The organism is Stenotrophomonas sp. BR163 (assembly GCF_047520985.2).
In the GTDB taxonomy this organism is placed as follows: domain Bacteria; phylum Pseudomonadota; class Gammaproteobacteria; order Xanthomonadales; family Xanthomonadaceae; genus Stenotrophomonas; species Stenotrophomonas sepilia.
In genome coordinates, this window is the sequence record NZ_JAXBRE020000056.1 from 1 (window position 1) to 5,905 (window position 5,905).

Consider the following 5,905-nt stretch of genomic DNA (forward strand, 5'->3'; position numbering starts at 1 on the left):
GGCGGCGCTGGGGCCGCCCCCCCCCCGCCCCCGAAGCCCCGCCCCGGCGGGGCTTCGTCCGTTCTGGCCCCGGTCCGATGAGGCAGTTTTCGCGGCCGGGCGCCGGGCATGCGATAATCGACCGTTACCCTGACGACGCCGCGCGCCGCCGCCACCTATGTCTTCTGATTCGATGCGGAACATCCGCAACTTCTCCATCATCGCCCATGTCGACCACGGCAAGTCCACGCTGGCCGACCGCATCATCCAGCTCTGTGGTGGCCTGCAGGCCCGCGAGATGGAAGCGCAGGTGCTCGACTCCAATCCCATCGAGCGCGAGCGTGGCATCACGATCAAGGCGCAATCGGTGTCACTGCCGTACCTGGCCAAGGACGGGCAGACCTATCACCTGAACTTCATCGACACCCCCGGCCACGTCGACTTCTCCTATGAAGTCAGCCGCTCGCTGGCCGCCTGCGAAGGCGCGCTGCTGGTGGTCGATGCGGCGCAGGGCGTGGAAGCGCAGTCGGTGGCCAACTGCTATACCGCAGTGGAGCAGGGCCTGGAAGTGGTGCCGGTGATCAACAAGATCGACCTGCCCACCGCCGACATCGAGCGCGCCAAGGCCGAGATCGAGGCCGTGATCGGCATCGACGCTTCCGACGCCGTGCCGGTCAGTGCCAAGACCGGCCTCAATGTGCAGGACGTGCTGGAGGCGATCGTCCATCGCATCCCGCCGCCGGTGCCGCGCGACACCGACAAGCTGCAGGCGCTGATCATCGACTCGTGGTTCGACAACTACCTGGGCGTGGTCTCGCTGGTGCGTGTGATGCAGGGCGAGATCAAGGCCGGTGACAAGCTGCAGGTGATGTCGACCGGCCGCAACCACCAGGTCGACAACGTCGGCGTGTTCACTCCCAAGCGCAAGGTGCTGCCGGCGCTGCGTGCCGGTGAAGTGGGCTGGGTCACCGCCAGCATCAAGGACGTGCATGGTGCGCCGGTCGGCGACACGCTCACCCTGGCCGGCGATCCGGCGCCGAAGCCGCTGCCGGGCTTCCAGGAAATGCAGCCGCGCGTGTTCGCCGGCCTGTTCCCGGTCGATGCCGAGGACTACCCGGACCTGCGCGAAGCGCTGGACAAGCTGCGCCTGAACGATGCCGCGCTGCGTTTCGAGCCGGAAAGCTCCGAAGCGATGGGCTTCGGCTTCCGCTGTGGCTTCCTGGGCATGCTGCACATGGAGATCGTGCAGGAGCGCCTGGAACGCGAATACAACCTGGACCTGATCAGCACCGCGCCGACGGTGGTGTATGAGGTCCTGAAGACCGACGGCTCGGTCATCAACATGGACAACCCGGCCAAGCTGCCGCCGGTGAACCAGGTCGAGGAGATCCGCGAGCCGATCATCCGCGCCAATGTGCTCACTCCCGAGGAATACATCGGCAACATCATCAAGCTGTGCGAAGAAAAGCGCGGCAGCCAGATCGGCATCAACTACCTGGGCAGCCAGGTGCAGATCAGCTACGAGCTGCCGATGGCCGAGGTGGTGCTGGACTTCTTCGACAAGCTCAAGTCGGTCAGCCGCGGCTATGCCTCGCTGGACTACCACTTCGTGCGCTTCGACGCCGGCCCGTTCGTGCGCGTCGACGTGCTGATCAACGGCGACAAGGTCGACGCACTGTCGCTGATCGTGCACCGCAGCCATGCCGACCGCCGTGGCCGCGAGCTGTGCGAGAAGATGAAGGACCTGATCCCCCGGCAGATGTTCGACGTGGCCATCCAGGCCGCCGTCGGCTCGCAGATCATCGCCCGCACCACGGTCAAGGCGATGCGCAAGAACGTGCTGGCCAAGTGCTATGGTGGCGACGTCTCGCGCAAGAAGAAGCTTCTGGAAAAGCAGAAGGAAGGCAAGAAGCGCATGAAGCAGGTCGGCCGCGTGGAGATCCCGCAGGAAGCGTTCCTGGCCGTGCTGCAGATGGACAACAAGTAAGCCCGCACCGGCCTCGCGGGGCCGGTCGTCTGGTGACGTTGCAAAGGACCCTGAATGAAACTGTTTGAGATCCTCCTGGTCGTGCTGACCCTGGCCTCGGGCCTGATCCTGCTCGCCGACAAGCTGTACCTCGCCAAGCGCCGCGCCCAGCGCGCGGGCCTGCTCGACACCGAGCCGGTGCTGGTGGACTACTCGCGTGCATTCTTCCCGGTGCTGGCGATCGTGCTGATCGTGCGCAGTTTCATCGCCGAGCCGTACAAGATCCCGTCCAGCTCGATGATGCCGAACCTGCTGATCGGCGATTTCATCCTGGTCAACAAATTTTCCTACGGCCTGCGCCTGCCGATCAGCAACACCAAGATCGTCCCCTTCGGCGAGCCGTCGCGCGGCGACGTGGTGGTGTTCCACTTCCCCGGCCACAGCGACAACGACCCGGCCAAGGGCGAGAACTTCATCAAGCGCGTGATCGGCGTGCCGGGTGACACCGTGGTCTTCGAAGGCGACGGCGTGATCCTCAATGGCGAACCGCTGAAGTACGACAACAAGGGCATCTATGCCGGCCACAAGGGCCAGGGTGAGGGCGCCAACCTGCTGGTCGAGCACCTGCCGGGCCGTACCCATACCGTGCTGGAGACCGACTATCCGCGTGGCCAGGGCCAGTGGACCGTACCGGCCGGCAAGTATCTGGTGATGGGCGACAATCGTGACAACAGCGACGATGGCCGCTTCTGGGGCCTGCTGCCGGAAGAAAACCTGCGCGGCAAGGCCTTCCTGATCTGGCTGAACTGCCAGGGCTGGTTCTGCAAGGATGGCTTCGAGCCGTCGCGGATCGGCTCGAGCATCAACTGAGTACCTTCACATCCAACGCGTATCTGGGGAGAACGCAATGAAGACGATGAACACGCAGCGTGGCATGACCCTGACCTCGTTCCTGGCGGTCCTGATCGTGGTGGGTTTCTTCCTTTACATCGGCATGAAGCTGTTCCCGATGTACCAGGAGTATTACGCGGTGCGCTCGGCGATGAAGAGCCTGGCCAAGGAGCCGGGCGTGGGCAGCATGGAGCCGGCCCGGATCCAGGATCTGTTCTTCAAGCGCCTGTACATCAATTACTCGGAAAACGTGAAGCCGGCCAACGTGAAGTTCGACCGTCGCGACAATGGCTGGACCCTCAAGGTCAACTACGAAGTGCGCCGTCCGCTGGTCGGCAACCTGGACGTGGTTGGCAAATTCGATTCATCCCAGGACCTGACCCGAAGCGGTGCCGAATAAACCTTTCCAACGTGGTGACCTGATCGGTCATCCCTTCCGCGACCCGGCGCTGCTGAAGCAGGCGCTGACGCATCGTAGCGCCGGCGCGCCACACAACGAGCGCCTGGAATTCCTGGGCGACAGCATCGTCAACATGATGGCGGCCGAGGCGCTGTACCGACGCTGGCCCAAGGCTGACGAGGGCGCGATGACCCGTGCCCGCGCCGAACTGGTGCGTGAGGGCGCGCTGGCGGTGATTGGACGTAGCCTGGAACTGGGCGAGCGGCTGATCCTGGGCCCGGGCGAAATGAAGTCCGGTGGCCACCGTCGTGATTCGATCCTGGCCGACGCGGTGGAAGCCGTGGTGGCTGCGATCTACCTGGATGCCGGTTTCGAGGCCTGCCGGGCGGTGGTCCTGCCCTGGTTCAGCGCTTCGATCGAGGCATTGCCGGCCTCCGGCCGACCCGAGAAGGACCCCAAGACCCGCCTGCAGGAATGGCTGCAGGCCCGACAGAAGGCGTTGCCGCAGTATGAACTGGTGTCAGAATCCGGTGACGACCACGCCAAGCACTTCCGGGTACGCTGCAACGTAGCCGACCCGGCCGCCAGCACCGAGGGCGAAGGCGCCTCGCGGCGGCTTGCCGAACAACAGGCGGCTGCGGCCGTCCTAGAACAACTGGATTCCAAGTGAGCGAACAAACTCCCCATCATTGCGGCAGCGTGGCCGTCATCGGCCGCCCGAACGTGGGCAAGTCGACCCTGACCAATGCCCTGGTCGGCGCCAAGGTCAGCATCGTCTCAAACCGTCCGCAGACCACGCGCCATCGCCTGCTGGGCATCGCCACCTATCCGGAAGGCCAGCTGGTGCTGGTCGACACCCCCGGCCTGCACAAGGTGCAGAAGCGGGCGATGAACCGGGTGATGAATCGCGCCGCGCGTGGCTCGCTGGAAGGCGTCGATGCCGGCCTGCTGGTGATCGAAGCCGGTCGCTGGGATGAAGAGGACAGCCTGGCGTTCAACGTGCTGCGCGACGCCGGCATCCCGGTGGTGCTGGTGGTCAACAAGATCGATCGCCTGAAGGAAAAGGGCGCGTTGCTGCCGTTCCTGCAGCAGGTGACCGAGGGTCGCGACTTCGCCGCCGTGCATCCGATCTCCGCGCAGAAGCGCAACGGCCTGGAAGCGCTGGTGCGCGACGTGCTGAAGCTGCTGCCGGAAGCCCCGCCGATGTTCGGCGAGGATGAGATCACCGACCGCAGCCAGCGTTTCCTGGCCGGTGAACTGGTGCGCGAGCAGCTGATGCGCCAGCTCGGCGAGGAACTGCCCTACGCCACCACTGTCGAGATCGAGCGCTTCACCGAGGACGGCAATCTGCTGCGCATCGGTGCGGTGATCTGGGTCGAGCGTGAAGGCCAGAAGGCCATCGTGATCGGCAAGGGCGGCGCTCGCCTGAAGGAGATCGGCGCCAAGTCCCGCCTGCAGATGGAGCGTCTGTTCGGGGCCAAGGTGTTCCTGGAAACCTGGGTGCGCGTGCGTGAAGGCTGGTCCGACGACGAGGCCGCGCTGAAGGCCTTCGGTTACGAGTAAGGCGTTGTAGTCGCTTCGATGATGATCGAGGACGACACCGGCTTCGTGCTGCACGCACGGGCCTACCGCGAGACCAGCCTGCTGGTCGAAGTGTTGAGCGCGCAGCATGGCCGTATCGGCCTGCTTGCGCGTGGCGTGTCCACTGCCAAGGGCCAGGTGCTGCGCGCCGCCCTGCAGCCGTTGCAGTGGATCCGCTTCAGTGCCCAGCAGCGGGGGGAACTGGCCCAGCTGCGTGGCGCCGAGGCGCTGGATGCGGCGCCTCGCCTGGTCGGGCAGGCGATGCTGGCCGGTTTCTACCTGAGCGAACTGACCCTGCGCTTGGCCCCGCGCCAGGACCCGCTGCCGGAGCTGTACCTCGCCTATGGCGAGGCGCGTGCGCGGCTGGCGGTGGGCGCTGGCCTGGCCTGGACCCTGCGCCGTTTCGAACGCGAGCTGCTGTCTGCGCTGGGCCTGGGTTTCGAGCTGGACAGCGCCAGCGATGGCCAGCCGATCGACCCGGCGGCGCGGTACGAACTGGACCCGCAGGAGGGTGCGCAGCGCCTGTTGAGCGAGCGCGGCGGGGAGCGCCGGGCAGCCGCCACCGGGTCGGCGCTGTTGGCGCTGGCGGCTGACGAAGAGCCGGATGCCGCCGATCTGGCCAGCCTGCGCCTGCCGATGCGGCGGGTGCTGGCCCATCACCTGGGGCCGCGCGGGCTGAAGTCCTGGGAAATGCTCGAGCAGCTCGCGCCCAGGCGTTGAGGGGTGTTCGGCAGGGCTTGCAGCCCTGCACCTGCCGAGGCCAAAGCAACAGCAACAGCAACAGCAACAGCAACAGCAACAGCGTGCATTCCGTGGGATGGCGGGGTGGGTCCGGTTGAGGGGGGCGCTGCAAGTACCCCTCCGGGGCCCGGCCCAGCCGCTGGCGGCTGTGCGTTCGGGCGCTTGCGAAGCAGTGCTTCGCAAGCAAAGCGCCCTCACCCATGTAAGCTCGGTCGCCGCATCCATGCGGCTCACGCCCCCTCAACCGGACCCACCCCGCCTTCGACAGTTCTCCGCGAGCTGTCGGAATGGCAATGGGGTCAGATCCGTTTCCTTCGGAAAACGGATCTGACCCCCAGTTTGAATTT

Annotated in this window: 6 protein-coding genes; all 6 read left to right on the forward strand. The window is 65.7% G+C overall.

All coding sequences use genetic code 11. The annotated features are described in order from the left end of the window. Positions 1-172 precede the first annotated feature (172 nt). Genes lepA through recO form a run of 6 tightly spaced genes read left to right on the forward strand, consistent with a single transcriptional unit; the run spans position 173 to position 5,537 of the window. Positions 173-1,966 carry a translation elongation factor 4 gene (gene lepA / locus ACM0PY_RS20970; protein WP_005418237.1) on the forward strand — a complete coding sequence of 598 codons (1,794 nt, stop codon included), beginning with the start codon at positions 173-175 and terminating at the stop codon, positions 1,964-1,966. Positions 1,967-2,020: 54 nt separating this feature from the next. Beyond that, complete coding sequence (lepB, locus tag ACM0PY_RS20975; protein WP_005418234.1) at positions 2,021-2,815, forward strand: signal peptidase I; 795 nt, start codon at positions 2,021-2,023, stop codon at positions 2,813-2,815. 37 nt (positions 2,816-2,852) lie between these two features. Next, on the forward strand, positions 2,853-3,236 hold the full coding sequence (locus ACM0PY_RS20980) for a DUF4845 domain-containing protein (protein WP_014038086.1): 384 nt from the start codon (positions 2,853-2,855) through the stop codon (positions 3,234-3,236). Next, a complete protein-coding gene (gene rnc / locus ACM0PY_RS20985; protein WP_005418230.1) occupies positions 3,226-3,906 on the forward strand; it encodes a ribonuclease III in 681 nt (226 codons plus the stop codon). Before ACM0PY_RS20980 ends, rnc begins: the two co-directional genes overlap by 11 nt. Then, the gene (era, locus tag ACM0PY_RS20990) at positions 3,903-4,799 is read left to right on the forward strand and encodes a GTPase Era (protein ID WP_005410599.1); all 897 of its coding nucleotides are present in this window, start codon (positions 3,903-3,905) and stop codon (positions 4,797-4,799) included. Before rnc ends, era begins: the two co-directional genes overlap by 4 nt. Before the next feature lie 18 nt (positions 4,800-4,817). Then, on the forward strand, positions 4,818-5,537 hold the full coding sequence (recO, locus tag ACM0PY_RS20995; RefSeq protein WP_049447075.1) for a DNA repair protein RecO: 720 nt from the start codon (positions 4,818-4,820) through the stop codon (positions 5,535-5,537). Positions 5,538-5,905 lie beyond the last annotated feature (368 nt).

Coding starts and splice junctions, on each gene's coding strand:
- lepA (WP_005418237.1), top strand. CDS start 173: ATGCGGAACATCCGCAACTTCTCCATCATCGCCCATGTCGACCACGGC.
- lepB (WP_005418234.1), top strand. CDS start 2,021: ATGAAACTGTTTGAGATCCTCCTGGTCGTGCTGACCCTGGCCTCGGGC.
- ACM0PY_RS20980 (WP_014038086.1), top strand. CDS start 2,853: ATGAAGACGATGAACACGCAGCGTGGCATGACCCTGACCTCGTTCCTG.
- recO (WP_049447075.1), top strand. CDS start 4,818: ATGATGATCGAGGACGACACCGGCTTCGTGCTGCACGCACGGGCCTAC.